The following is a 23,720-nucleotide window of genomic DNA, read 5'->3' as shown; positions in this document are numbered from 1 at the left end:
CAAAAATTAAAGAAGTACGTCCAGGCGGAAGTAGATCGGCGCTTCGCGCTCGGTCAGGGGATCCGGCCGTTCCAGGGAATGGGCGAAGGTGACGCTGGCGGTCAGGTGCTCGCCGCGGGCAAACAGCTCCGCCGAGTTGCTCGACATGCGCCCGTGCTGATCGCCGTTGTAGCGGTCACCGCGGATCACGCCCTGGTCGTAGCCAAGGCTGGCGCCGTATTCGGCGAACACCGGGCGCAGCCAGGCCTGGGAGATCGGCCGGCTCCAACGCAGGTCATTGCGCCAGTAGCCACCGCTGTCGCCGGACAGCGACTGATCCTTGTAGCCGCGAATCGACGACTGCCCGCCCAGGCTTATGCGCTGCGGGCTGAACAGCACGTCCTCGCTGCGCTGACCGGTCATCAGGCTGCTGAAACTGAACGACTCGTTCCACAGCTTGAAGGGCAGCAGGTAACTGGCGGTGGCGGTGTACTTGCGGTAGCGGGCGTCGGCCTGGCCGGGGCCCGGGTTGTTGTTGTCCTGGGCATCGAACGCGCCAATGCCTTGCTGCATGCCCAGGTCCAGGTTGATGAAGGCGCTGCCGACCCGCCGGCCATGGTTGATGCCGAACTGTGCTTCGCTCAGGCGATTGCTGCTGACCGCCAGCTTGCTGTCTTCGATGAAGTTGTTGCTGCGCAGGTAAGCCAGGCCAGTGTTCAGGGAGGTCTTGCTCAGGGCATCGCGGTGGATCACTCGCTCAACGCGCAGCTGGTGGTTCTGGCTGTCGCCGGTCTGCTTGAAGTTGAAACCGTTCGCCGCGATCTGCGAGCGGTACTCGCTCTGGATGTAGGTGTAGCTGACGTTCCACCAGCCAAACGGCAGGTTGTAATAGAGCATGGCGTTGTTGGAGGTGTGCTGGTGGTCGGTCATCGCGTCGTGACCGCCGCGCAACATCAACTGGTCGGCCAGGCCCAGCGGGCTGTCCCATTCAAAGCTAGAGCCCCATTGTTGCTCACCGGTGCTGCGCTGGCCGTCGTTGCTGCGCGACAGGCCGGCACGCCAGGGCTTTCGCGGGTCATTGGTGACGCGCACTTCACTGCCGCCAACGTTCTGGCCGGGGGTCAGCTCCATTTTTGCCTGGTTCGACGGCAGGCGATTGAGCTGGTCCACCATCTGTTCGATCTCTCGAAGGTTGACCAGGTCGCCGGCCTTGCCGGGAAACGCCATCGCCAGCTCACGATCCGACAGTTGGCTGTTCTCGGCGCCTTCAAGGCCTTCGAGCCGCCCTTCCACCACCAGCACGCTCAAGTGCCCGCCCGACAGATCCTGCTGCGGCAGGTAGGCACGGCTGGTGACCAGGCCTTTTTCGATGTAGCGGTCGGTGATGACCTTGAGCAACTCGTTGAGCTGGGTCACCCCCAGGCACTGGCCGATGTAAGGTTTGAGCAGGCGCTCGCGCTCACTGGCGGAGAGACTGTCGGCGCCCTTGAGTTCGATGGTCTTGATGGGGAAACAACGGGCATCGACCGGCGCCGTCGGCTGGGCCGGCTTCGCTTCCTGGCCCGGCAAGTCCTTGAGCTCCTCCAGGCGACGCTGCTGCTCTTCGAGCAGGCGATTCTGGCGCTCACGGATCAGGTCGGTTTCACCGGGTGTCGGGGCGGCACGGGCGTCGGTCAGCGGAGAAAGGCACAGCAGAGCCAGGCACAACCTCGCCCAATGGGCGGGTGAGGACATGTTCGATCCCTCGAGCAAAAATGACATCAAAATAGTGGCGCGATATTAGAGAGCCATCATTTTGGCGTCAATTAACTAATGCACGAAAAAATGAAAGTTTTATGGAGCGTTGGTCGGAAACCTGGCGACGTCAGATTGAGCTCTTTCAAGGTGAACTTTCAGGCCCAAACCAGCCTCAACCCCTTACCCGCCCAACAAGGAATACGAGGCCCGCCCCATGAAAACCTTCCTGAAACTCACCCTGGCCACAACCCTCGCCTGCGCCCTGCCCGCCTGGGCCTGCACGCCCGAGGAAGCCACCGCCAAACGCGAGCAACTGGCCCAGGAAGTGACCAGGCTCACTCAGCAGAATCCGGCCAAGGCCAAGGAAATCAACGATGAACTGCAGGCCATGGATCTGAAGACCGCCAGCAAGGATTTGCCGGACAAGTGCCAGTTGATCGACAAGCGTTTGCAAGAGTTGAAAGAGGCGCAGCAGAAGGCGGGTTGATTGCCCCAACCGGAGTGCCACAGGTCTTTGTGGCGAGGGAGCTTGCTCCCGCTGAGCCGGCAGGCGAATGCTCCCGTGCGAAACATCCCAAACGTGGGATCAACCCCTTGAGTCAGGTGAACAGGCAGCCTGATGGGGCTGCTGCGCAGCCCAGCGGGAGCAAGCTCCCTCGCCACGGTTCCTGTGCCAGGCATAAAAAAAACCGGACTCAAGGTCCGGTTTTTTTTGCAACGCTACAGCCCCCTCACTCCGCCGCCGGTGCCTCTGGCTTGCGACGCTTGAGCGGGGCCATGCCGTCCTTGCTGACCAGCGAAGGCGCGTCGGCTTTCGGGCGGTTGGCGGTCTTGCGCTTGGTCGGGGACTTGGCGGCGGCTTTCTTCTTGTCGCCCTTGCCGTCGACCTTTTTCTTCTTCACGCCAACGGCCTTGCCCGACGCCTTGACCTTTTTCGGCCCGCTGTAGGTGCCCTTGACTTCCTTGATGGTGCGGCGCTCGAAGCTCTGCTTGAGGTAGCGTTCGATGCTCGACATCAGGTTCCAGTCGCCGTGGCAGATCAGCGAGATCGCCAGGCCGTCATTGCCGGCGCGGCCGGTACGGCCGATGCGGTGCACGTATTCATCGCCGCTGCGAGGCATGTCGAAGTTGATGACCATGTCCAGGCCGTCCACGTCCAGGCCGCGGGCGGCAACGTCGGTGGCGACGAGGATTTTCACGCCGCCCTGCTTGAGGCGGTCGATGGCCAGCTTGCGGTCCTTCTGGTCTTTCTCGCCGTGCAGGACGAAAGCCTTGTATTCCTGCGCCACCAGGCGACCGTAGATGCGGTCGGCCATGGCGCGGGTGTTGGTGAACACAATGGCCTTTTCGTAGGTTTCGTTGGCCAGCAACCAGTTCACGATCTGCTCTTTGTGCTGGTTGTGGTCCGCCGTGATGATCTGCTGGCGGGTCGTGGAGTTCAGTTGGCTGACCGCGTTGAGCTGCAAGTGCTCGGGGTTGTTCAGCACCTTGGCGACCATCTCGCGCAGGCCCGAACCACCGGTGGTGGCGGAGAACAGCATGGTCTGCTGGCGATTGGCGCACTCGTCCACCAGGCGCTGCACGTCTTCGGCAAAGCCCATGTCCAGCATGCGGTCGGCTTCGTCCAATACCAGCACTTCGACCTCCTTGAGGTCCAGGTTGCCGGCGTTCAACTGTTCGATCATCCGCCCCGGGGTGCCGATCAGGATGTCCGGCACCTTGCGCAGCATGGCGGCCTGGACCTTGAAGTCTTCACCGCCGGTGATCAGGCCGGACTTGATGAAGGTGAACTGCGAGAAACGCTCCACTTCCTTCAAGGTCTGCTGGGCCAGTTCACGGGTCGGCAGCAGGATCAGGGTCTTGATGCTGACGCGGACCTTGGCCGGACCGATCAGGCGGTTGAGAATCGGCAGCACGAACGCGGCGGTCTTGCCGCTGCCGGTTTGCGCCGTCACCCGCAGGTCACGCCCTTGGAGCGCGAGCGGAATGGCCGCTGCCTGCACGGGCGTTGGCTCGACAAATTTAAGCTCGGCCACGGCTTTGAGCAGGCGTTCGTGCAGGGCGAATTCGGAAAACACGGGTGCTACCTCGAAGAAATGCAAAAAAACAGCTGCATAGGGTAACGGTTTCGAGCGCGAAGGCCGAGTTTCTTTATGCAAACGCCGACAATATGCGATTTTTTTCCGGCCTCCGCGCGCCCTAACGGTCACCTGGGCCGGCTTAAATGCTCTAATCGCGCCATCGCGTCTTATAGAGAAGAACCGTTTCGTCCATGGATATCAAACAACTCTGGGTCCACCTTCAAGACCTCTGGGGTGCCCTAGACCAGCACCCGCTCCTGCACTCCGGCCTCGGTCTGATGTTGCTGCTGGTGATTGCGCTGGTGCTCGGGCGCGTGGCGCGCTACCTGATCCTGCACGCCGCCAAGCTGCTGGGGCGCCAACCGGCCCTGCACTGGATCAATGATCTGCGCCAGAACAAGGTCTTCCATCGCCTGGCGCAGACAACGCCGTCGCTGATCATCCAGTTCGGCCTGCACCTGGTGCCGGAACTGAGCAAGGCCAGCCTGGTGTTCCTAGGCAATGTCGCCACGGCGTTCACCATCCTGTTCATGGTGCTGGCCCTCAGTGCGCTGCTCAGTGCCCTGCTGGATGTCTACGCCCGCACCGAGCACGCGCGCACCCGCTCGATCAAAGGCTACGTGCAACTGACCAAGATGGTGCTGTATGTGTTTGCCGCGATCATCATCGTCGCCACCCTGATCGACCGCTCACCGCTGTTGCTGCTGTCCGGCCTGGGTGCGATGTCGGCGGTGATCCTGCTGGTCTACAAGGACACCTTGCTGTCGTTCGTCGCCAGCGTGCAGTTGACCAGCAACGACATGTTGCGGGTCGGCGACTGGATCGAGATGCCCCAGGTCGGGGCGGACGGCGACGTGGTGGACATCACCTTGCACACGGTCAAGGTGCAGAACTTCGACAAGACCATCGTCTCGATCCCGACCTGGCGCCTGATGTCCGAGTCGTTCAAGAACTGGCGTGGCATGCAGCAATCCGGCGGCCGACGCATCAAGCGCAGCCTGTTCATCGACGCCAGCGGCGTGCGTTTTCTGCATGACGAGGAAGAACAGCGCCTGACCCAGGTGCGGCTGCTGACGGATTACATCAGCCGCAAGCAAGCTGAACTCAAGGCCTGGAACGAAGCCCAGGGCAACGTCGCGGCAATGTCGGCGAACCGTCGACGCATGACCAACCTGGGGACCTTCCGCGCCTATGCCCTCGCCTACCTGAAAAGCCACGCCGAGATCCAGCCGAACATGACTTGCATGGTCCGCCAGTTGCAGACCACGGCCCAGGGCATCCCCCTGGAAATCTACTGTTTCACCCGCACCACGGTGTGGGCCGACTATGAGCGGATCCAGGGGGATATCTTCGATTACCTGCTGGCGGTGATGCCGGAGTTTGGGTTGAACCTGTATCAGCAGCCTAGCGGCACGGACCTGCGCTCAGGCCTGCTGCCGGCAGTGTTGGGGGCGAGCCACCTGCCGGAGCCGCAGAAGCAGGTGGTCTGACCCTCACAACCAATCACCCTGTGGGAGCGGGCTTGCTCGCGAAAGCGGTGGGTCAGTCAATTAAAATGTCGACTGATACTCTGTCTTCGCGAGCAAGCCCGCTCCCACAAGGGTTTTCAGTGTGCAGGTAGCGGTTGGCGTACCCCCAACCGGCTGATCCACACCGCCGCCAATATCACTGACCCGCCCAGCAGCAACCGGCCCAGTGCCTCGTGCTGGTTCCAGATCAGCAGGTTCAGCAGCAACCCTACCGGCACATGCAGGTTGTTCATCACCGCCAGCGTGCCGCCGTTGACCAGGCACGCGCCCTTGTTCCACCAGTACAGCCCCAGCGCGGTGGACACCAGGCCGAGAAACAGCAGCACGCCCCATTGCAGCGGTGCCTCGGGCCAGAAGTCGGCCTTGCCGAACAGCAGGAACGCCGGCAACGCCACCGCCAGCGCACCGAGATAGAAATAGCCGAAACGCCGGTAGTGCGGCAGGTCGCTGGGGTGGCGGGCCACCAGGTGCTTGTACAGCACCTGCCCGGCCGCGTAAGTGAAGTTGGCCAGTTGCAGGAGCAAAAAGCCCATGAAGAAATCCGGATTGATCCGGTCATAGCGAATCACCGCCGCACCGGCCACGGCCACCAGCGCCGCGATCAACGCCCAGGGGTTGAAGCGGCGGTTCAGTGCGTCTTCGATCAGGGTGACGTGCAGCGGGGTCAGGATGGTAAAGAGCAACACTTCTGGCACCGTCAACACCCGGAAGCTCAGGTACAGGCAGACGTAGGTCACACCGAACTGCAAGGCACCGATCAGCAACATGCCGCGCATGAACGACGGCTCGACCTGGCGCCAGCGCGTCAATGGAATGAACACCAGCCCCGCCAGCACGACCCGCACCAGCACCGCGAAATAGCTGTCGACGTGCCCGGCCAGGTACTCGCCGATCAGGCTGAAGGAAAACGCCTGGATCAGCGTCACAAAAAGTAGATAGCCCATAAGCCCCTCGTTTCGAATGGCGGCGAAGATAGCGGTTTTGCGCGGTGGGGGCGAGTTTGCTGGCGAAGGCGGCGGTGCATTCACAGATCCAGCCCAGCGCACACAAGATCCGTAAGCACCGCACTTCCCTGTGGGAGCGGGCTTGCCCGCGAAAGCGGCGTGTCAGCCAACAAATTTGTCACTGATGAGCCGCCTTCGCGGGCAAGCCTGCTCCCACAAGGGGCCTTTTTGTGTGAGTGAAATCGCAGGCAAAAAAAAGCCCGATCTCGCCAGGGCGTTCAATCGGGCTGATGCACTCAGGAGCAATAAGTGCAAAGGGAGGTTCGATGCGCAAAACGGTTTGAAGGGAAGCGCCAGGTCACTAGACCACCTGGCGATTACCCGAGGATTAACGGATCAGGCGACCTGGGAGAGCTTGGCATTGGCCTGGTTCAGCCCCTTCTCCTGGAAGTCGCCGCCCAGGTTCATGCCCTCGGCATGGATGAAGGTCACGTCGTGGATCCCGATGAAGCCCATGACCTGGCGCAGGTACGGTTCCTGATGGTCAGTGCTGCCGCCGGCATGGATACCGCCACGGGCGGTCAGCACGAAGGCGCGTTTGCCGGTCAGCAGGCCTTGCGGGCCGGTGGGGGTGTATTTGAAGGTCACGCCGGCACGCAGTACGTGGTCGAGCCAGGCCTTCAAGGTGCTTGGAATCGCGAAGTTGTACATCGGCGCCGCCATCACCAGCACATCGGCGGCCAACAGTTCCTCCGTCAACTGATCGGAACGTTCCAGCGAGGCATTTTCGCTGTCGTTGCGTTGCTCGGCAGGCTTCATCCAGCCACCCAGCAGGTTGGCGTCAAGGTGCGGCACCGGGTTGACGGCCAGGTCACGGACCTTGATCTCATCGGCCGGGTGCGCGGCTTTCCACTGGTTGATGAACGTCTGGGTCAGTTGACGGGAAACCGAGTCTTGCTGGCGGGCGCTGCTTTCGATGATCAGGACGCGTGACATGGGTTGTAGGCTCCATCTGAAAATGTTGTCAGTCGATGGAGTGAAGATTAAACATGAGCATATCGATGAAAAAGCGCAAATAACTGCTGTAAAGCATCGATAAATTCGTTTATAAGCGGAGCAAGCACTCGGCGCTTGCCCCGCTATGCCGTTATTTCGGTTGGCAGGTCAGCACGATGCGCAGCTTGATGATGTTGCGGTTGAACTTGGCCGTGGCGTTCTTGAACTTGCCGGCGGCGACTTCGAGCTTGCGGGTGCGTGGCGCTTCGGGGCCGTTGCGAAAGACCACCGTGCACGCCGCGTCCGTGTTGCCGTAGTTGTTGACCTGGATGGAGCCGATGTCGGCATCGGTGTCGTAGGCGTTGTAGTCGATGCTCAGGCCGTTGAGGTGTTTTTCCACATCGATCGGGTACGCAAACGCGGTCAGCGGCAGCAAGGCCAGCACCGCACAACAGATTTTTTTCATTCGGCAGTCTCCACCCAGGGACCGCCAGCTTAGGACAAGAGGAGCTCAATATGAAAGCGCCCCGCGTGACCCTTGATCAATGGCGAACGTTGCAGGCCGTGGTGGACCACGGCGGTTTCGCCCAGGCCGCCGAAGTGTTGCATCGCTCCCAGTCATCGGTCAGCTACACCGTGGCCCGCATGCAGGATCAGCTCGGCGTGCCGCTGCTGCGGATCGACGGGCGCAAGGCCGTGTTGACCGAGGCCGGCGGTGTGTTGCTGCGGCGCTCCCGGCAACTGGTGAAACAGGCCAGCCAGTTGGAAGACCTGGCCCACCACATGGAGCAAGGCTGGGAAGCGGAAGTGCGCCTGGTGGTCGACGCGGCCTACCCCTCGGCCCGCCTGGTGCGCGCGTTGACGGCGTTCATGCCGCAAAGCCGTGGCTGCCGGGTCCGGCTGCGCGAAGAGGTGCTGTCGGGGGTGGAGGAAGTGTTGCTCGAAGGCGTGGCCGATCTGGCGATCAGCAGTTTCAATATTCCTGGCTACCTCGGCGCGGAGTTGAGCGATGTAGAGTTCGTCGCAGTGGCGCACCCTGAACATGCCCTGCACCGGCTCAATCGCGAACTGAGCTTCCAGGACCTGGAAAGCCAGCTGCAAGTGGTGATCCGCGACTCCGGGCGCCAGCAACCCCGGGACGTGGGCTGGCTCGGCGCCGAGCAACGCTGGACCGTCGGCAGCCTCGCCACCGCCGCCACGTTCGTCAGCAGCGGCCTGGGCTTCGCCTGGCTGCCCCGCCACATGATCGAGCGAGAACTCAAGGAAGGCACGCTCAAACGACTACCCTTGGATCAGGGTGGCAGCCGTAACCCGAGTTTCTACCTGTATTCGAACAAGGAAAAACCCCTGGGCCCGGCAACGCAGATCCTTGTCGAACTGCTGCGCACCTTCGACACCGCGCCGCTGGATGCGCCGTTCGCCGCCCCTGAACAAGCCTGACAGGAGTCATCGATGGCCTACTTCGAACATGAAGGTTGTCACCTGCACTACGAGGAATACGGCCACGGTGCGCCCTTGCTGCTGGTCCACGGCCTGGGTTCCAGCACTCGGGACTGGGAACAGCAGATCCCGGCGCTGTCCGCTCACTATCGATTGATCGTCATGGACGTGCGCGGCCACGGCCGCTCCGACAAGCCTCGCGAACGCTACAGCATCGAGGGTTTCAGTGCCGACCTGATCGCCCTGATCGAACACCTCGACCTCGGCCCGGTGCACCTGGTGGGCTGGTCCATGGGCGGGATGATCGCCTTTCAGCTGGCCGTGGACGAACCTGCGCGGGTCAGGAGCCTGTGCATCGTCAACAGCGCCCCCGAAGTCAAGGTCCGCACGCCCGACGACTGCTGGCAATGGTTCAAGCGCTGGAGCCTGATGCGCCTCCTCAGCCTGGAAACCATCGGCAAGGCCCTGGGCGCCAAGTTGTTTCCCAAGCCCGGGCAGATCGAGTTACGCCTGGAAATGGCCCGACGCTGGGCAAAGAACGACAAACGTGCTTATCTCGCCAGCTTCGACGCGATCGTGGGTTGGGGCGTCCAGGAACGACTGTCGCAGGTCACCTGTCCAACGCTCGTCATCTGCGCCGACCATGACTATACCCCTGTGGCGCTCAAAGAAGCCTATGTGAAGCGGCTGCCGAATGCGCAACTGGCGGTCATCGCCGATTCACGGCACGCTACCCCGCTGGATCAACCCGAACGCTTCAACCAAACCCTGTTGCACTTCTTGAGCGCAACCGACTCCACCACTCAGGATCACTGACCCCATGCTGAAAAAAATCGCCCTCGCCGCCGGTACCGTATTGTTCGCCGCCAACCTGATGGCCGCGCCTGCGCCTCACGTGCTGCTGGAGACCACCAATGGCCAGATCGAAATCGAACTGGACCCGGTCAAGGCCCCTATCAGTACCAAGAACTTTCTCGAGTACGTGGACAGCGGTTTCTACAACAACACGATTTTCCACCGCGTGATCCCCGGCTTCATGGCCCAGGGCGGCGGTTTCACCCAACAGATGCAACAGAAGGACACCAAGGCACCGATCAAGAACGAAGCCAGCAATGGCCTGCATAACGTTCGCGGCACCTTGTCGATGGCCCGCACTTCCGATCCGAACTCGGCCACCAGCCAGTTCTTCATCAACGTGGCCGACAATGCGTTCCTCGACCCGGGCCGTGACGCCGGTTACGCGGTGTTCGCCAAAGTGGTCAAGGGCATGGACGTGGTGGACATCATCGTCAACTCCCAGACCACCACCAAGCAAGGCATGCAGAACGTGCCAATCGACCCTGTGATCATCAAGTCGGCCAAGCGCATCGACTGAGGCACACGGCAAGCCTGAGCGGCGAGGCCAATCGCGCGCCGCTCACAGCAAAAGGAGAGCCCCTGCCAGGGCATTGACCGATGGTTTATCGCCGTTTCGAACAACTGATCGACATCTTCCGCGACGCCCCCACTTCGGCACCGCCGAACCGCGTCCTACCCTTCTACACCTATTACCTGAAACAGGTCTGGCCGAGCTTCGCCGTGCTGCTGGTGGTGGGCCTGATCGGCGCACTGATCGAAGTGGCGCTGTTCAGCTACCTGAGCCGCATCATCGACCTGGCCCAGGGCACGCCCAATGTGGACTTCTTCAAGATCCACGGCCTGGAGCTGGCCTGGATGGCCGTGGTGGCGCTGGTCTTTCGCCCCATTTTCGTGGCCCTGCATGACCTGCTGGTGCACCAGACCCTGAGCCCCGGCATGACCAGCCTGATCCGCTGGCAGAACCACAGCTATGTGCTCAAACAGAGCCTGAATTTCTTCCAGAACGATTTTGCCGGGCGCATCGCCCAGCGCATCATGCAGACCGGCAACTCCCTGCGCGACTCGGCGGTGCAGGCCGTGGATGCGCTGTGGCACGTGCTGATCTACGCCATCAGCTCGCTGGTGCTGTTCGCCGAGGCCGACTGGCGCCTGATGATCCCGCTGTTGCTCTGGATCGCCGCCTACATCGGCGCCCTGTGCTACTTCGTGCCGCGGGTCAAGGAGCGCTCGGTGGTGTCGTCCGATGCCCGCTCCAAGCTCATGGGCCGGATCGTCGACGGTTACACCAACATCACCACCCTGAAGCTGTTCGCCCACACCAACTTCGAACAGCAATACGCCCGCGAGGCGATCCAGGAACAGACCGAAAAAGCCCAGCTGGCCGGCCGTGTGGTGACCAGCATGGACGTGGTCATTACCAGCATGAACGGCCTGCTGATCGTCGGTACCACGGGCCTGGCGCTGTGGCTGTGGACCCAATCGCTGATCAGCGTCGGCGCGATTGCCCTGGCGACCGGGCTGGTGATTCGCATCGTCAACATGTCCGGCTGGATCATGTGGGTGGTCAACGGCATCTTCGAAAACATCGGCATGGTCCAGGATGGCCTGCAGACCATCGCCCAGCCGGTCAGCGTCACCGACCGCGACCAAGCCAAGCCCCTGGCGGTGGCCCGGGGCGAGGTGCGCTTCGAACATGTGGACTTCCACTACGGCAAGAAAAGCGGGGTGATCGGCGACCTCAACCTGACCATCAAGCCCGGTGAGAAGATCGGCCTGATCGGTCCGTCCGGCGCCGGTAAGTCCACCTTGGTCAACCTGCTGCTGCGTCTCTATGACGTGCAGGGCGGGCGCATTCTCATCGACGGCCAGGACATTGCCGAAGTGAGCCAGGAGAGCCTGCGCTCGCGCATCGGCATGATCACCCAGGACACCTCGCTGCTGCACCGTTCGATTCGCGAGAACCTGCTCTACGGCAAGCCCGACGCCACCGACGCACAGCTCTGGGAGGCCGTGCACAAGGCCCGCGCCGATGAGTTCATCCCGCTGCTGTCGGACGCCGAGGGGCGCACCGGCTTCGATGCTCACGTGGGTGAGCGCGGCGTGAAACTCTCCGGCGGCCAGCGCCAGCGCATCGCTATCGCGCGGGTGCTGCTCAAGGACGCGCCGATCCTGATCATGGACGAAGCAACGTCAGCCCTGGACTCGGAAGTCGAAGCGGCGATCCAGGAAAGCCTCGAGACCCTGATGCAAGGCAAGACGGTGATCGCCATCGCCCACCGCCTCTCCACCATCGCCCGGATGGACCGGTTGGTGGTCCTGGAGCATGGCCGCATCGCCGAAACCGGCAGCCACGCCGAACTGCTGGCGCACGGCGGGTTGTATGCGCGGTTGTGGCAGCATCAGACGGGTGGGTTTGTGGGGATCGACTAGGACCTGACTCAATCGTACCTGTGGCGAGGGGATTCATCCCCGCTGGGCTGCGGAGCAGCCCCAAAAGAGTCCAACTCAATCAGCCTGATACACCGAGGTGCCAGGTTTTAGGGCTGCTTCGCAGCCCAGCGGGGATAAATCCCCTCGCCACAGAGGGCCGTGCCAGCCAGTGAGTTCAGCATTGTCGATACGGCAGTGCAGTCCTGGCCTCCTCGGCGTAGGCCAAAACCCCTTCCTGCTCGCGCGCCAGGAAGTCCGCCACCGCGGCCTTCAACCCCGGATGGCGCAAGTAATGCCACGACCGGGTGATCACCGGCTCGAACCCACGTATCAATTTGTGCTCGCCCTGGGCACCGGCATCGAAGCGTTGCAAGCCGTGGGCAATCGCATAATCCATCCCCTGGTAGAAACAGGTCTCGAAGTGCAAGCGATCGAATTCCGCTAGGCAACCCCAGTAACGCCCATAGAAGCTGTCGCCGCCCACCAGGCTGAAGGCCATCGCCACCGGCCGTGAGCCTTGCTTGGCCAGCACCACGCGAATGGCCTCGGGCATGCGTTCGGCCAGCAGGCTGAAGAACGCCCGCGTCAGGTACGGCGCCTGCCGACGCACCGCGTAGGTGTTGGCGTAACAGGCGTAGACGAAATCCCACTGCGCCTCGTCCAGTTGATGGCCATCGAGCCATTCGAACTCGATGCCCTGCCCCGCCACCTGCTCGCGCTCCTTGCGCATCTGCTTGCGCTTGCGGGAACTGAGCGCGTCGAGAAAGTCCTGGAAGTCCCGGTAACCGCGATTCTGCCAATGGTACTGGCAGCCAATCCGCTGCAACCAACCCTCCTGCCCGGCCAGCGCGGTATCGGTGAAGTCATCGGTAAAGTTGATGTGGGCGCTGGACAGCCCCTCGACCTCCAGATACCCCGGCACGCTGCCCAACAACGCCAGCCCATCCTCCCCCCGCGCCGCCAGCAGACGCGGACCGCTGACCGGGCTGAACGGCACCGCCGTCAGCAGCTTGGGGTAATAGTCGATACCGGCCCGGGCACACGCATCGGCCCAGCCGTGGTCGAACACGTACTCACCGTAGGAATGCCACTTGCGGTAACTGGGCAAGGCGGCCAGCAGACGACCGTCTTCGACGAGCAGCAAATGCTCGGGCTGCCAACCGGATTGCGGGCCGAGGCTGGCACTGTCTTCCAGGGAACTCAGGAAGGCGTGGCGCAGGAACGGTTGATGGGCGGGCACCATCGCGTCCCATTCCTGGGACGCGATGGTGGAGAGAGTGTCCAGTACGTGAAGCGGCATTGGGGGTACCAGGGTCCAAGCGATAGGATCAGTATCGCCGATCCGGGGAAAAGGAAGGAGGGGTATTCGATATTTCACATACGGAGCTGGCGGATGTTTTTCATCTCCTCCTCTCCGAGATTCAAGCCTTTGAAGTATTTTTCCAGATCACTTCTCGGTGAGATTTTCTGATCGTATGCCGCTGCAATTATCTTAAAGTCTCTTGTACTGTGCCGGGTCCTGCCTAGGCGGCCTATATTATTCTTAGCATGTCGATAGGCCTTATTGACTGAGACAAACACCTCAAGACTACTTTCCACTTGACTCTCCAGAGTCGCAATATGAGCGCTCCCCTCGACCTTGGCCGTGATGAGGTCTGCTTGACGCGCTGCTGCCACATCCGAATAAAAATTTTTCCTTTTCTTTAGATAGTCCACATCTTTGGGCCTGATGGTTTTAATCGAAGCCGCTTCCGATTTGGCAGGATTAGTTCTCAGAAGGTCACGCGGTATACCTGAAACATCCTCGAGATAATCCGCCGAGGCAGTCGTTTTCCTGACGGCCCTGAGCAACGTGCCTAACAAGTTATGTCCAGTCGGATCCACATGATTGATCGGATCCCCCGCACAGTACATGTACGCATTCAACCCACCCCCTCCAAACGGGCTCAGGTTGTCCGGGCTGTGAAACCTCATCATTAACGGATTGAAGACTCGATAACCCTTGCCTAGCAAGTACCACCCGGTTTGCCCTTCACGTCGCTCGCCGTTGTAACCCAGCAGACTGTTCGCTAATGCGGCATCAGTGAGATAGCCGTAAGGAGAGTAGGCATGATGCGTGATGCCCTGCTGGCTGATCTCCCCCAACACGCTGTTCTTGTCATCGCCCACCAGCAACCGGACACCGGAATCACCGCCGACCGGGTGCTCGGCGAGTACAACACCTTCTGCTCGAACAAAAGTCGTGCTGTCAGTTCCGTTGGTCTCCGCCACCAGCTCATTGTTTCGGTAAAACCGTTGCTCTTGGCCATCGGCGGTGCTATGTCCGACCAACGTGTCCAGCGCATCATAGTGGAACACAGTCACTTTTCTTTCCTCGTCGACTCTTGAAAATTTTACCAACGAACTTTTAATGATCTTAAATGACGAACCCTCCATCTATTAACTTCACTTTTAAAATAAGCCAACTCGGCATCTACTTCCTTCAAATCCATTGACATTCGCGAGTTATACAAAATCGCATCATCATTAAAAGCGTCGGCGCTATGTCGAGTAATACGACGCTTACCTATATTCGCTTCAGAAAATGCGTAATCCATCCTGGCGGCATTTGCTTTATCGACAAATTTTTCGAGGGCCCACATATTTTTTGTGATATCCGCATATCTTCCGCTTTCACTCTTGTAAAGCTTTTCGAGATCAAGATGGACTTTTCGAGCATTGTCATAGGCCACCAGCTGCCTTTTATTAAGATCACTAACATGCTTCTCTGTAATAGAAAATAGGGATGCCGGCTTTCCTTCAGGGCCCCTCTTTAAAGCGTCAGGAATTTCTTTTGCGATGGAAGACGCAGTGGTTTTCCGGAAAATTCGCAAGAAAAATCCCTTAGAAATATGCCCAGTAGGATCCACTCTATTAACCGGATCCCCCACGCAATACATATACGCATTCAAGCCCCCCTTTCCAAACGGGCTTAAATTGTCCGGGCTGTGAAACCTCATTAGACGTGGGTTGAACACTCGATAACCATTACCCAGCAGATACCAACCGGTTTGTGTATCACGTCGTTCGCCGTTGTAGCCCAGATGACAGTTCACCGAGGCGCTCTGCGTAAGATGGCCGTACGCCGAATAAGCGATGCTTTTGACAGCACCCTGGCTGATCTCACTCAACACGCTGTTCTTGTCATCGCCCGCCAACAGCATGACCTCTGAACCACTGCCGGTCCGGTGCTCGGCAAGTACGACACCCTCGGCGCGGATGAAAGTGCTGTTGATGTTCCCGTTGGTTTCATTCGCCAATTCATCGCTTCGGTAGAAACGTTGCTCTCTACCGGCGGAGGTCGTTCGACCAATCAAGTTGTCCAGCGCGTCATAGTGAAAGCCGTCAGTCGTTTCGTTGCGTGAAACCCCGGAGTCGCCGAGAGAGCCATTGGACCCAGGCTGTCCTACTTTATCTGAACCCGCCATGTCGTTCTCCGCATCTGCCATTGCGCCTGAACGAAGTAAGCACGTTTTCCGGAAACCGCGAAACTGTCAGGGTTTACAGGTGCATGCCCGTACAGTGCCCCCGGAAAAAAGGCCAAAAAAAACCCCGCCAGAGGCGGGGTTCAAAGGAGCTTAACGGATGAAGCGAGAGCGGTGTAGCGGTACGTGGCTTAGAACACGTACTGGGCGCGCATGACAAAACCATCGCCGTCGTCATCACCGTTGACGTTGGTGACTTTGTCGGTCTTGGCCTTGATGTAGGCGGCGGAGATTTTCACCGCTTCGTTGGCGTACCAGTTCACGCCCAGGTTGTGCACCTTGGCTTCGGCATCGCCGACGTCGCGGGTGGCGCTGGCGGTGGTGATGTTGTCGTCTTCGACGGTCATGCTGTCGTAGCGATAGAACACTTCCCAGGCGCCGATGGATTTGTTCTGAGGCTTGATGGCGTCGAACTTGCCCACTTTATAGCCGCGCGATTCACCGGTGAGGGTGTAGGCGCCCTGAACGTAGAAGCCATGGCCCTTGAGGTCTTCGAAGCCGTCGGCATCAGCCTTGGTCTTGCGGGTGATGTACTCACCCTGGATCGACGCAGGCCCCATGGCGAAGGCGGCTTCCAGGCCGAACGCGGTGTCGCGGTCGTAGGAACCGGCCGGCGAGTTGTTGGCACCGCCCAGTACCGGACGGTTACCGTTAGGGCCGGCATCGTTGCCGCCGAGGGTTTCTACGCCACGCATGCCCAGGCGAGAGCGATAACGTGCATCGAACACGGTGTCGGAGACATCGCGCGAGGCCACGTTCACACCGAAGTGCAACACGTTGCCAGCCTCGTGCATCGGGGCGAACACGAAGCGGCCGTTGACTTGCTTGACGCTGTCGCCGTCGGTGTCGTCGGTGTCCTTGCTGAACACACCGGCCGATGCATAGAACGAATCGGCGAAGGTGCTGGACGCTTGCAGGCCCAGGCCGTTCTGGTGGCTGTTGGCCCAGTCGATCAGGTCGTAAGCAGCGTTACGCTCAGGCGCGGTGACCCACTTGGAGCTGGTGGCTTTTTCCAGGCCGAAGTCGGGGTCGAAACGACCGACCTTGATCGACACTGGTTTGAAACCGTTATAGGCCAGGGACGCTTCGTCGAAGTAGCCGTTGTCCGAGTCGCCGCTGTTGTGGGACATGTCGTAGTTGATGGTGTAGGCCCAGTCCGTGTACAGCACGCCGGACAGTTCCAGGAATGCGCGACGGATGTAAGCGGCATCGGCAGATTTGCCGTTGTCGGTGTAGATCCCGTCGAACTGGCTGTAGTCAGCCTGCAAACGACCGCCGAGCTTGAAGCTGAACTCTTTGTCAGTGGTAGCGACCTCAAGGCCGCCCTTGGTCTTGACCACGATATCGGCGCCATCGGTGGTGACGGTGCCGGCGAAAGCCTGGGCGGTTACTGCCATTGCCAGTGCGCTGGCGGCAAAACCTGCGAAGTGCTTACGGATCATCGAAGAATTCCCCTAGTTGGTAGTCTATGCGTTAGAAAACACGCGGAACTGGGCCCGCTGGTGTTGGGAGGGGATCTTGGCGGCAGGTTGTGTCAGGCGAGTTGCTATCACATAAAGATTTTATGACAGCGGAACTTTTTACTTCGAAAGGGAATAACCAGAGGCTATGCAGCCCCCTGTGGGAGCGGGCTTGCTCGCGAAAGCGGTGTGCCAGTCGACATGGATATCGAATGTGCCACCGTATTCGCGAGCAAGCCCGCTCCCACAACTTGCGCGGTTGGCGGATTTTAGTGGCTTGATCGACGACGTTCGGCCGCAAGTTTTTCGGCGAGGTGGTCGAGATCGGGCACCGGCGGTTCAGGGAGTTTTCTCAGGGTCGCCTGCATCAGGCGCATCTGGCGGATGAAACGCCGACAGTTGGGGCAGAACATCAGGTGATGGCGCACCATCAGGCGCTCGCGAAAGCTCAGTTGCCCATCGAGGTAATCGCTGGAGCGCGCCACTTGTTCCTTGCAGGTCAGCATTCGCCGGTTTCCTCGAAATGTTCCACGGTCGCGAAGACCTTTAGCCGGGCGCGATGCAACAGCACACGAACGTTGGAGAGCGAGATGTCGAGAAGATTACAGATTTCTTCCAGCTCCAGGCCCTGACGCTCACGCAGGGTCAGCACACTGCCCTGCAGGTCCGACAGGCTGAGCAAGGTGTGCTCCAGGCAATCGCGCAGCTCGCTTTCCGTGAGCAGGGCTTCGGGGGTGTCCTGGTGCCAGGCGAACGGTGCCAGCAACCAATGCCCGTCGGCGGCGAAACGTTCGTCGCCCAGGGTGCCGTGGGGCGCCGGCAGATCGTCGAGCAGCACTTCCCGCCGGTTCTGCTTGTAGCGGCCCTTGGCGGCATTGGCGGTGATGGTCAACAGCCAGGTCTTGAGGCTGGAACGCCCCTGGAAACCGCTGAGATTGCGCACCACCGACAACCAGGCGTCCTGCACCACTTCGTCGGCGTGGCGGTTGCCGACGATGGCATAGGCGACCGCGCGCATCGGGCCCTGGTAGGTACTGACCAGTTCCTTGTAGGCACGCTGCTCACCGGCCAGCAGGCGCTGGAGCAGTTGGGTGTCATCGGTGACCGTCATTCAAACGCCCCATTCTGCAGGAAGCCGGACGCTGCTTTTTGTGGCGAGGGAGCTTGCTCCCGCTGGGCTGCGAAGCAGCCCCCAGATCTTGCGGTCGCTGCGCAACCGAGCGGGAGCAAGCTCCCTCGCCACAGAAGCTCCACTTGCCACAGAGGAAGCCCGGACAGGATCAACGCTTGCGCAGAATCACACTGCCAATCGAATAGCCGGCGCCAAACGAGCTGAGAACGGCCACGGTGCCCGCCGGCAGGTCATCCTGGTACAGGTGGAAAGCAATGACCGAACCTGCCGAACTGGTGTTGGCGTAGCGGTCGAGGATGACCGGGGCTTCTTCTTCGGTGGCTTCGCGTCCCAGCAGCTTGCGCACGATCAACTGGTTCATGCTCAGGTTGGCCTGGTGCAGCCAGAAACGCTTCACCTGGCCGACGTCCAGTTGGTTCTCATCCAGGTGGGCGCCGATCAGTTCGGCCACCATCGGGCAGACGTCGCGGAACACCTTGCGGCCTTCCTGGACGAACAGTTTGTCCCGGCTGCCGACACCCTCTTCAGCGGCGCGGTTGAGGAAGCCGAAGTTGTTGCGGATGTTGTTGGAGAACTTGGTCAGCAACTTGGTGCTGACCACGTCGAACTGGTGCGCCGAGGTGGCCTGGTCGGCGCGTTCGATGATCACGGCGGTGGCCGCGTCGCCGAAGATGAAGTGGCTGTCGCGGTCACGGAAGTTCAGGTGCCCGGTGCACACTTCCGGGTTGACCATCAGGATCGCCCGGGCCTGGCCCAGTTGCACGCTGTTGGCGGCGGCCTGGATGCCGAACGTTGCCGAGGAGCAGGCCACGTTCATGTCGAAGCCGAAGCCCTCGATGCCCAGCGCTTCCTGAACCTCGATGGCGATGGCCGGGTACGGCCGCTGCAGGTTGGAACAGGCGACGATCACGCCGTCGATGTCGGCAGCGCTGCGGCCGGCGCGCTCCAGGGCTTGCCTGGCGGCACCGACCGCCATTTCGCAGAGCACCGACCACTCGTCGTTGGAGCGCTCGGGCAGACGCGGGGTCATGCGTTGCGGGTCGAGGATGCCGTCCTTGTCCATGACAAAGCGGCTCTTGATACCGGAAGCCTTTTCGATGAACGCGGCATTGGATTCGGTCAGCGCCTCCACTTCGCCGCGCTCGATGGCCTCGGCGTTGTCGGCGTTGAACTGGGCGACATAGGTATTGAAGGAGTGCACCAGTTCTTCGTTGGAGATGCTGTTGGCCGGGGTGTACAGGCCGGTGCCGCTGATGACGACGTTATGCATGGGCGTGTCTCTGATCTGTTCAGGCAGAAAGCATTGGCACCGACGTACCAATACACAAAGGGACTTTTCCCATCCGGGGAAGCAGCCCTGGCAGCGCTTTATTCCGATCCGCCCGAGGGATTGAAGCTCAAAAACCACGGGACCGGCATTTATAGGCGCGAAGTTTGCCATAAACCCTGGGGTTTGGCCCATTCTCCATTCATCACAACCCCATACCCTGTGGGAGCGAGCTTGCTCGCGATAGCGATGGTTCGGCCTGCATTGATGTTGACTGATACACCGCTATCGCGAGCAAGCTCGCTCCCACAGGGGTTAGAGGGGCTTTGCGATCACGGTTCCACCTGGCTCCATTGCTTGCCCAGGCGTTTGTCAGAAATCGGCACCTTGGTGCCCAACTGCTGGGCGAACAGCGACACCCGGTATTCCTCCAGCCACCAGCGGTACAACTCCAGTTGCGGGTCGCGCTTGCCTTCCTGGGCATGTTTGTCGGCACGGGCCTGGTATTGGGCCCAGAGGTTCGACAGCTCGCCGCTCCAGACCCGGTCCTTTTGCACCTGGCCGCCGAGCTTCTCGAAGCGCTGCTCGATGGCCTTGAGGTAGCGCGGCAGTTCCTTGAGCCATTGATGCGGAGTTTCGCGCACGAAGCCCGGGTACACCAGGTGGCCGAGCTGCTGCTTGATGTCGTTCAGAGCCACGGCCTGGGCCAGGTCGATCTTGCCCTTGAAGCGCTTTTGCAGGCTGTGCCAGAGCTTGAGGATGTCCAGGGTCAGCTTCGCCAGGCGCTCGGCGTGCTCGGTCCACCCGCCGCGCTTGCGCTCGGCCAGGGAGGCGAGCGCGGCGCCGTCGCGGGGCAGGCTCGCCTCGCCTTCCAGCACGCAACTGTCGAGGCTCGCCAGCAGGATATCTTCGACTAGGCTGTCGATGCGCCCCAGCTCGCGATACAGCAGGCCCAGCTCGGTCAGCCCCGGCAGCTTGCCGCGCAGGAACTTGGCGGACTCGGCCAGTTGTTGCATCAACAGGCGCTGCAAGGCGCGGCGGTGCTGGAACTCGGCTTCGGCCGGTGTCGGGAAGCGCCCTTCCTTGACCACGCCGCCCTCTTCCACCAGCGCCGGGTAGACCGTCATCGACAGCCCGGCGATCTTCTGTTGGGTTTTCTCGGCCACCGGCGCAAAGACTTTCGCCTCCACCGGCGCCTGGCTTTTCGCCGTTTGCGGCACCGCCAATGCGGCCTGGCTGGCCTCGGCAAAGCGCGCCGTCAGTTCGGCCAGGTCGCGGCCTTCGCCGAGGAACTTGCCCTGGCCGTCGACGATTTCCAGGTTCATGCGCAGATGACTTTCGACTTGCTGCGCCGCTTCGGCCCAGGCTTCGTCGCTAACCCGCGCCCCGGTCATGCGCAGCAGTTCACGCCCCAGGGCCTGGGGCAACGAACCCTCGGCGAAGGTGATGCGTTGCAGCGCAGCCTTGACGAAGTCCGGCACCGGCACAAAATTCTTGCGCAAGGCCTTGGGCAGGTTGCGCACCAGGGCGATGCACTTGGCCTCGATCATCCCGGGCACCAGCCATTCCAGGCGCTCCGGCGGCAGCATCGGCAACAGCGGCGCCGGCACCCGCAGGGTCACACCGTCGCGAGGATGGTTGGGCTCGAAGTGGTAGCTCAGGGGCAAGGTCAAATCGCCGACGCGCAAGGTGTCCGGGTAGTACGCGGCGGTGACCTCGCTGGCCTCGCGAGCCAGTACGTCTTCTTCGCGCATGATCAGCAGTTGCGGGTCTTTCTGGCTGTTGATCCGGTACCAGCTGTCGAACGTCGCGGTCTGGTGGATCTCCGCCGGTAAGCGTGCATCGTAGAATCCGAACAGCGTTTCTTCATCCGCCAGGATGTCGCGACGACGGGCCTTGGCCTCCAGCTCGTCGAGTTGTTCCAGCAGCCGGGTATTGGCGCCCAGGCACTTGGCCCGGGACTGGATCTCACCACGCACCAGCGCTTCGCGGATGAACAGTTCGCGGGAGACCACTGGGTCCACCGGCCCGTAGTGCACCGGCCGACGACCGACCACGATCAACCCGAACAGGGTGATCTGTTCATAGGCCACCACCTGTCCACGCTTCTTTTCCCAATGGGGTTCGAAGTGATTCTTCTTGATCAGGTGGCCGGCCAGCGGCTCGATCCAGTCCGGCTCGATCTTGGCGACCATGCGCGCATACAGCTTGGTGGTTTCCACCAGTTCGGCGGTCATCAGCCACTGCGGCCGTTTCTTGCCCAGGCCCGATGACGGGTGGACCCAGAACCGCCGTTGACGGGCCCCTAGGTAATCGCCGTCCTCGGTTTTCTGGCCGATCTGGCTGAGCAGCCCCGAGAGCACCGCCTTGTGCAGCTTCGGGTAATCCGCCGGTTCCTTGTTGAGGCTCAACTGCAGGTCGCGGCAGATCAGGCTCAATTGCCGATGGGCGTCGCGCCACTCACGCAGGCGCAAGTAGTTGAGGAAGTTCTTCCGGCACCAGTTGCGCAGCGGACTGGACGTCAACGCCTGGCGCTGCTCTTCGAAACCGCGCCACAGGTTGACCAGCCCGGCGAAGTCCGAGTCCGTGTCCTTCCACTGGGCGTGGGCCTGGTCGGCGGCCTGCTGGCGCTCGGGCGGACGCTCGCGCGGGTCCTGGACCGACATCGCGCTGGCCACGATCAGCACCTCCTGCAGGCTGCCCAGCTTCGCCGCTTCCAGCAGCATGCGACCCATGCGCGGGTCTACCGGCAGGCGGGCCAACTGGCGGCCCAACGCCGTGAGCTGGCCATTGCGGTCCACCGCCGACAACTCTTGCAGCAGGTTGAAACCGTCACTAATGGCCTTGCCGTCCGGCGGCTCGATGAACGGGAAATCGGTGATCTCACCGAGGCGCAAGTGCAGCATCTGCAGGATCACCGCGGCCAGGTTGGTGCGCAGGATCTCGGGGTCGGTGAATTCCGGCCGGCCGAGGAAATCCTCCTCGCTGTACAACCGCACACAGATCCCCGGCTCGACCCGGCCGCAACGGCCCTTGCGCTGGTTGGCGCTGGCCTGAGAAATGGCTTCGATGGGCAGGCGCTGGACCTTGGCCCGGTAGCTGTAACGGCTGATGCGCGCGGTGCCGCTGTCGATGACGTAGCGGATGCCCGGCACGGTCAGCGAGGTTTCGGCGACGTTGGTCGCCAGCACCACGCGCCGCCCCGGATGGGACTGGAAAATTCGCTGTTGTTCGGCCGGGGACAAGCGCGCATACAAAGGCAGGATCTCGGTGTGCTTGAGCTGGGCCTTGCGCAGCATTTCCGCCGCGTCACGAATCTCCCGCTCGCCTGGCAGGAACACCAGCACGTCACCGGGGCTACGGCGCTCGCTGCGTTCATGGGCGGCAATTTCATCGAGGGTGGCGAGGATCGCCTGGTCGACGGTCAGGTCGTCTTCGACCCGGTTGCCTTCTTCGTCCTGCTCCAGGGTCAGCGGCCGATACCAGGTTTCCACCGGGAAGGTACGACCCGAGACCTCCACGATCGGCGCATCGTCGAAGTGCTTGGAGAAGCGCTCAAGATCGATGGTCGCCGAGGTGATGATGACTTTCAGGTCCGGGCGGCGCGGCAGCAGGGTCTTGAGATAGCCCAGCAGAAAATCGATGTTCAGGCTGCGTTCGTGGGCCTCGTCGACGATGATCGTGTCGTAGCGTTCGAGGTAGCGATCGTTCTGGGTCTCGGCCAGCAGGATGCCGTCGGTCATCAGCTTGATCAGGGTGTTGGCGTCGCTCTGGTCCTCGAACCGCACCTGGTAGCCCACCAGCGCGCCCAACGGCGTCGCCAGTTCCTCGGCGACCCGGCTGGCAACGCTGCGAGCGGCGATACGGCGCGGCTGGGTGTGGCCGATCAGGCCATGCTGGCCGCGACCGATTTCCAGGCAGATCTTTGGCAACTGGGTGGTTTTGCCCGAGCCGGTTTCGCCCGCGATGATCAGAACCTGATGCTTGAGCAACGCGTCCTTGATTTCATCGCGCTTGGCCGCGATCGGCAGATTGTCGTCGTAGCGAATCACCGGCAGGCTGGCCTTGCGCGCCAGCACCTGGTCACACGATGCCTGCATGCGCGCCACCCACTGGGCCAGCTTGGCCTCGTCGGGTTTCTTGCGCAGCTCGAGCAACTGGCGCCGCAACCGGTGACGGTCGGCGAGCATGGCGTGGTCGAGGTTCTTCAGCAGCTTGTCGATAGCGGGGGCTTGGTCAGTCATCAGGTACGCAAGGGGAAAAAAGAGCAGCGGCAAGTTTCAAGCTGCAAGCTGCAAGTTGCAAGCCGCGTTGACCGGAAACTCAAAACTTACCGCTTGAAG

General features: G+C 61.3%; 19 protein-coding genes. 6 read left to right on the top strand and 13 right to left on the bottom strand.

What is annotated here, in order from left to right; translation table 11 throughout:
• Positions 1-6: 6 nt before the first annotated feature.
• A complete protein-coding gene (locus V3H56_RS07345) occupies positions 7-1,713 on the bottom strand; it encodes a ShlB/FhaC/HecB family hemolysin secretion/activation protein (RefSeq protein ID WP_338474403.1) in 1,707 nt (568 codons plus the stop codon).
• A 217-nt stretch (positions 1,714-1,930) separates the two neighbouring features.
• Between V3H56_RS07345 and V3H56_RS07340 the strand changes: the two genes are divergently transcribed.
• Positions 1,931-2,203 (top strand): hypothetical protein, encoded by a 273-nt coding sequence (locus V3H56_RS07340; protein ID WP_042732913.1) that lies wholly within the window; start codon positions 1,931-1,933, stop codon positions 2,201-2,203.
• Between the two features lie 244 nt (positions 2,204-2,447).
• Here the strand turns inward: V3H56_RS07340 and V3H56_RS07335 are convergent, their stop codons facing one another.
• Complete coding sequence (locus tag V3H56_RS07335; protein WP_042731679.1) at positions 2,448-3,794, bottom strand: DEAD/DEAH box helicase; 1,347 nt, start codon at positions 3,792-3,794, stop codon at positions 2,448-2,450.
• Between the two features lie 194 nt (positions 3,795-3,988).
• Here V3H56_RS07335 and V3H56_RS07330 point away from each other — a divergent pair, with 194 nt between their 5' ends.
• On the top strand, positions 3,989-5,287 hold the full coding sequence (locus tag V3H56_RS07330; protein WP_042731678.1) for a mechanosensitive ion channel family protein: 1,299 nt from the start codon (positions 3,989-3,991) through the stop codon (positions 5,285-5,287).
• Between the two features lie 116 nt (positions 5,288-5,403).
• Here the strand turns inward: V3H56_RS07330 and V3H56_RS07325 are convergent, their stop codons facing one another.
• The 3 genes from V3H56_RS07325 to V3H56_RS07315 all read right to left on the bottom strand — a co-directional run bounded on the left by V3H56_RS07325 (position 5,404) and on the right by V3H56_RS07315 (position 7,732).
• Positions 5,404-6,270, bottom strand: a complete 867-nt coding sequence (locus V3H56_RS07325) for a carboxylate/amino acid/amine transporter (protein ID WP_047739214.1) — start codon at positions 6,268-6,270, stop codon at positions 5,404-5,406.
• Between the two features lie 396 nt (positions 6,271-6,666).
• Positions 6,667-7,266, bottom strand: a complete 600-nt coding sequence (locus V3H56_RS07320) for an FMN-dependent NADH-azoreductase (RefSeq protein ID WP_042731676.1) — start codon at positions 7,264-7,266, stop codon at positions 6,667-6,669.
• A 151-nt stretch (positions 7,267-7,417) separates the two neighbouring features.
• Positions 7,418-7,732 carry a hypothetical protein gene (locus V3H56_RS07315; protein WP_042731675.1) on the bottom strand — a complete coding sequence of 105 codons (315 nt, stop codon included), beginning with the start codon at positions 7,730-7,732 and terminating at the stop codon, positions 7,418-7,420.
• Positions 7,733-7,782: 50 nt separating this feature from the next.
• Between V3H56_RS07315 and V3H56_RS07310 the strand changes: the two genes are divergently transcribed.
• The 4 genes from V3H56_RS07310 to V3H56_RS07295 all read left to right on the top strand — a co-directional run bounded on the left by V3H56_RS07310 (position 7,783) and on the right by V3H56_RS07295 (position 11,994).
• A complete protein-coding gene (locus V3H56_RS07310) occupies positions 7,783-8,706 on the top strand; it encodes a LysR family transcriptional regulator (protein ID WP_042731674.1) in 924 nt (307 codons plus the stop codon).
• A gap of 12 nt (positions 8,707-8,718) precedes the next feature.
• Positions 8,719-9,522 carry an alpha/beta hydrolase gene (locus V3H56_RS07305; protein ID WP_042731673.1) on the top strand — a complete coding sequence of 268 codons (804 nt, stop codon included), beginning with the start codon at positions 8,719-8,721 and terminating at the stop codon, positions 9,520-9,522.
• Positions 9,523-9,526: 4 nt separating this feature from the next.
• Complete coding sequence (locus tag V3H56_RS07300) at positions 9,527-10,081, top strand: peptidylprolyl isomerase (RefSeq protein WP_042731672.1); 555 nt, start codon at positions 9,527-9,529, stop codon at positions 10,079-10,081.
• An 80-nt stretch (positions 10,082-10,161) separates the two neighbouring features.
• Positions 10,162-11,994, top strand: coding sequence for an ABC transporter ATP-binding protein (locus V3H56_RS07295; protein WP_338474402.1), 1,833 nt, complete (start codon positions 10,162-10,164; stop codon positions 11,992-11,994).
• Between the two features lie 175 nt (positions 11,995-12,169).
• On the opposite strand, the gene V3H56_RS07290 is transcribed toward V3H56_RS07295, so the two are convergent.
• The 8 genes from V3H56_RS07290 to hrpA all read right to left on the bottom strand — a co-directional run bounded on the left by V3H56_RS07290 (position 12,170) and on the right by hrpA (position 23,621).
• Positions 12,170-13,294 carry a GNAT family N-acetyltransferase gene (locus V3H56_RS07290; protein ID WP_338474401.1) on the bottom strand — a complete coding sequence of 375 codons (1,125 nt, stop codon included), beginning with the start codon at positions 13,292-13,294 and terminating at the stop codon, positions 12,170-12,172.
• A 74-nt stretch (positions 13,295-13,368) separates the two neighbouring features.
• The gene (locus V3H56_RS07285) at positions 13,369-14,358 is read right to left on the bottom strand and encodes an RHS repeat-associated core domain-containing protein (RefSeq protein ID WP_338474400.1); all 990 of its coding nucleotides are present in this window, start codon (positions 14,356-14,358) and stop codon (positions 13,369-13,371) included.
• A 29-nt stretch (positions 14,359-14,387) separates the two neighbouring features.
• Complete coding sequence (locus V3H56_RS07280) at positions 14,388-15,461, bottom strand: RHS repeat-associated core domain-containing protein (RefSeq protein WP_338474399.1); 1,074 nt, start codon at positions 15,459-15,461, stop codon at positions 14,388-14,390.
• Positions 15,462-15,649: 188 nt separating this feature from the next.
• The gene (locus V3H56_RS07275; protein ID WP_042730834.1) at positions 15,650-16,960 is read right to left on the bottom strand and encodes an OprO/OprP family phosphate-selective porin; all 1,311 of its coding nucleotides are present in this window, start codon (positions 16,958-16,960) and stop codon (positions 15,650-15,652) included.
• A 287-nt stretch (positions 16,961-17,247) separates the two neighbouring features.
• A complete protein-coding gene (locus tag V3H56_RS07270) occupies positions 17,248-17,484 on the bottom strand; it encodes a zf-HC2 domain-containing protein (RefSeq protein WP_042730833.1) in 237 nt (78 codons plus the stop codon).
• Positions 17,478-18,089 carry an RNA polymerase sigma factor gene (locus V3H56_RS07265; protein WP_123579495.1) on the bottom strand — a complete coding sequence of 204 codons (612 nt, stop codon included), beginning with the start codon at positions 18,087-18,089 and terminating at the stop codon, positions 17,478-17,480. Before V3H56_RS07265 ends, V3H56_RS07270 begins: the two co-directional genes overlap by 7 nt.
• Before the next feature lie 169 nt (positions 18,090-18,258).
• The gene (locus V3H56_RS07260; protein ID WP_053143605.1) at positions 18,259-19,380 is read right to left on the bottom strand and encodes a beta-ketoacyl-ACP synthase III; all 1,122 of its coding nucleotides are present in this window, start codon (positions 19,378-19,380) and stop codon (positions 18,259-18,261) included.
• Between the two features lie 329 nt (positions 19,381-19,709).
• The gene (gene hrpA / locus V3H56_RS07255; RefSeq protein ID WP_338474398.1) at positions 19,710-23,621 is read right to left on the bottom strand and encodes an ATP-dependent RNA helicase HrpA; all 3,912 of its coding nucleotides are present in this window, start codon (positions 23,619-23,621) and stop codon (positions 19,710-19,712) included.
• Positions 23,622-23,720 lie beyond the last annotated feature (99 nt).

This window comes from Pseudomonas sp. MS646 (genome assembly GCF_036693845.1).
GTDB classification, from domain to species: Bacteria; Pseudomonadota; Gammaproteobacteria; order Pseudomonadales; family Pseudomonadaceae; genus Aquipseudomonas; species Aquipseudomonas chlororaphis_E.
The sequence above is the reverse complement of the archived record's forward strand: the minus strand, read 5'-3'. Positions and strand labels throughout refer to the sequence as shown.

Coding starts and splice junctions, on each gene's coding strand:
- V3H56_RS07340 (WP_042732913.1), top strand. CDS start 1,931: ATGAAAACCTTCCTGAAACTCACCCTGGCCACAACCCTCGCCTGCGCC.
- V3H56_RS07295 (WP_338474402.1), top strand. CDS start 10,162: ATGGTTTATCGCCGTTTCGAACAACTGATCGACATCTTCCGCGACGCC.
- V3H56_RS07315 (WP_042731675.1), bottom strand. CDS start 7,732: ATGAAAAAAATCTGTTGTGCGGTGCTGGCCTTGCTGCCGCTGACCGCG.
- V3H56_RS07265 (WP_123579495.1), bottom strand. CDS start 18,089: ATGACGGTCACCGATGACACCCAACTGCTCCAGCGCCTGCTGGCCGGT.
- V3H56_RS07270 (WP_042730833.1), bottom strand. CDS start 17,484: ATGCTGACCTGCAAGGAACAAGTGGCGCGCTCCAGCGATTACCTCGAT.
- V3H56_RS07330 (WP_042731678.1), top strand. CDS start 3,989: ATGGATATCAAACAACTCTGGGTCCACCTTCAAGACCTCTGGGGTGCC.
- V3H56_RS07305 (WP_042731673.1), top strand. CDS start 8,719: ATGGCCTACTTCGAACATGAAGGTTGTCACCTGCACTACGAGGAATAC.
- V3H56_RS07280 (WP_338474399.1), bottom strand. CDS start 15,461: ATGGCGGGTTCAGATAAAGTAGGACAGCCTGGGTCCAATGGCTCTCTC.
- V3H56_RS07320 (WP_042731676.1), bottom strand. CDS start 7,266: ATGTCACGCGTCCTGATCATCGAAAGCAGCGCCCGCCAGCAAGACTCG.
- V3H56_RS07275 (WP_042730834.1), bottom strand. CDS start 16,960: ATGATCCGTAAGCACTTCGCAGGTTTTGCCGCCAGCGCACTGGCAATG.
- V3H56_RS07290 (WP_338474401.1), bottom strand. CDS start 13,294: ATGCCGCTTCACGTACTGGACACTCTCTCCACCATCGCGTCCCAGGAA.
- V3H56_RS07260 (WP_053143605.1), bottom strand. CDS start 19,380: ATGCATAACGTCGTCATCAGCGGCACCGGCCTGTACACCCCGGCCAAC.
- V3H56_RS07310 (WP_042731674.1), top strand. CDS start 7,783: ATGAAAGCGCCCCGCGTGACCCTTGATCAATGGCGAACGTTGCAGGCC.
- V3H56_RS07325 (WP_047739214.1), bottom strand. CDS start 6,270: ATGGGCTATCTACTTTTTGTGACGCTGATCCAGGCGTTTTCCTTCAGC.
- V3H56_RS07300 (WP_042731672.1), top strand. CDS start 9,527: ATGCTGAAAAAAATCGCCCTCGCCGCCGGTACCGTATTGTTCGCCGCC.
- hrpA (WP_338474398.1), bottom strand. CDS start 23,621: ATGACTGACCAAGCCCCCGCTATCGACAAGCTGCTGAAGAACCTCGAC.
- V3H56_RS07345 (WP_338474403.1), bottom strand. CDS start 1,713: ATGTCCTCACCCGCCCATTGGGCGAGGTTGTGCCTGGCTCTGCTGTGC.